At 52.8% G+C, this 464-nt stretch carries 1 protein-coding gene; it reads left to right on the top strand.

Translation table 11 applies throughout. From position 1 onward, the window contains the following. On the top strand, positions 1 to 445 hold a 445-nt coding region (locus J9889_RS23770; protein ID WP_210558472.1), incomplete at its 5' end, for an IS1634 family transposase. Positions 446 to 464 lie beyond the last annotated feature (19 nt).

Genomic DNA, 464 nt, shown 5'->3' with positions numbered 1-464 from the left:
CAACCAGACCGGGGTGTTCATCCTGGCGACCAATGACCACAGCGATACGCTGACCATGGCCGAACTTTTGGCCACCTATAAAGCGCAGCAGAATGTCGAACGGGGCTTTCGTTTTCTCAAGAGCCCGGAGTTTTTAACCTCCTCACTGTACCTGAAAAAGCCGGAGCGGATTGAAGCGTTGCTCATGGTGATGACCTGTAGCCTGATGATTTACGCAGCGTTGGAGCACCGGATCCGGCAGGGATTAGTGGAGCAGAATCGCAGTGTGGCGGATATGAAAAAGAAACCGACCCAGCAGCCGACGGCCCGTTGGATCTTTTTGCGCTTTGGTGGCATCCATGAATATCGACTGGGAGAAGCTCCGCCACAAGTAACGGAGCTAACAGGAGACCAGCAGATCATTTTGGAGGTATTGGGTGAGCGCTATCGGCAAATTTATTCCTAAATCAGGTGCGGAATGTCGG

The organism is Aeromonas sp. PrichA-15 (assembly GCF_017939245.1).
GTDB lineage: Bacteria > Pseudomonadota > Gammaproteobacteria > Enterobacterales > Aeromonadaceae > Aeromonas > Aeromonas caviae.
This window is presented reverse-complemented; position numbering and strand designations above follow the sequence as displayed.